Source organism: Sphingobacterium sp. IITKGP-BTPF85 (assembly GCF_001006065.1).
Lineage (GTDB): Bacteria > Bacteroidota > Bacteroidia > Sphingobacteriales > Sphingobacteriaceae > Sphingobacterium > Sphingobacterium anhuiense.
Window position 1 is genome coordinate 1 of record NZ_ASZT02000342.1, and the last position, 509, is coordinate 509.

The following is a 509-nucleotide window of genomic DNA, read 5'->3' on the forward strand; positions in this document are numbered from 1 at the left end:
ATTTCTTTTAGTTGTTCAACGAGCAAATATCATAACTAATAATCTGGTGGTTATTAAATCAATATTCTTTTGCGAGTTTATTAAAGACTTTGATAATCCCCAGTAAGCCAGGTTTGCAATACGACTGCTTTTCCAGCCATAAAAAACCATACGGGCATATAAATTGCCGACAATGCTAAAATCTGAAATTTCAGCAATTTGATTAGGATTATCTCTTAAACAGTCGTCAGCTTTTCCCATACAAAGTTGAGCATCAAATTCTTCATTCTTTAAATTGAGACGTAATGCTAAATCAGCATGTTTTTCAAATTCTGTCATAAATAAGTTTATAGTGTTTTCTTTGATATTTAGTCGATTAACATCTTATGTAAGGCATCCTTAAAAGTCCTATTTCAGTTTTAAGAAAGCTTACCGTATTTTAGACCAATTCGAGCCCTGTCTATTACTTTTATTTTGTATCAGTAGCGATTGAACCCTGCTTATTAGAAATAAGACAGGATATACGCCAA

The 509-nt window shown here is 32.0% G+C and carries 1 protein-coding gene; it reads right to left on the bottom strand.

All coding sequences use genetic code 11. From position 1 onward, the window contains the following. Positions 1-15: 15 nt before the first annotated feature. On the bottom strand, positions 16-318 hold the full coding sequence (locus tag L950_RS25535; RefSeq protein WP_021189340.1) for a hypothetical protein: 303 nt from the start codon (positions 316-318) through the stop codon (positions 16-18). Positions 319-509: the final 191 nt, after the last annotated feature.

Coding starts and splice junctions, on each gene's coding strand:
- L950_RS25535 (WP_021189340.1), bottom strand. CDS start 318: ATGACAGAATTTGAAAAACATGCTGATTTAGCATTACGTCTCAATTTA.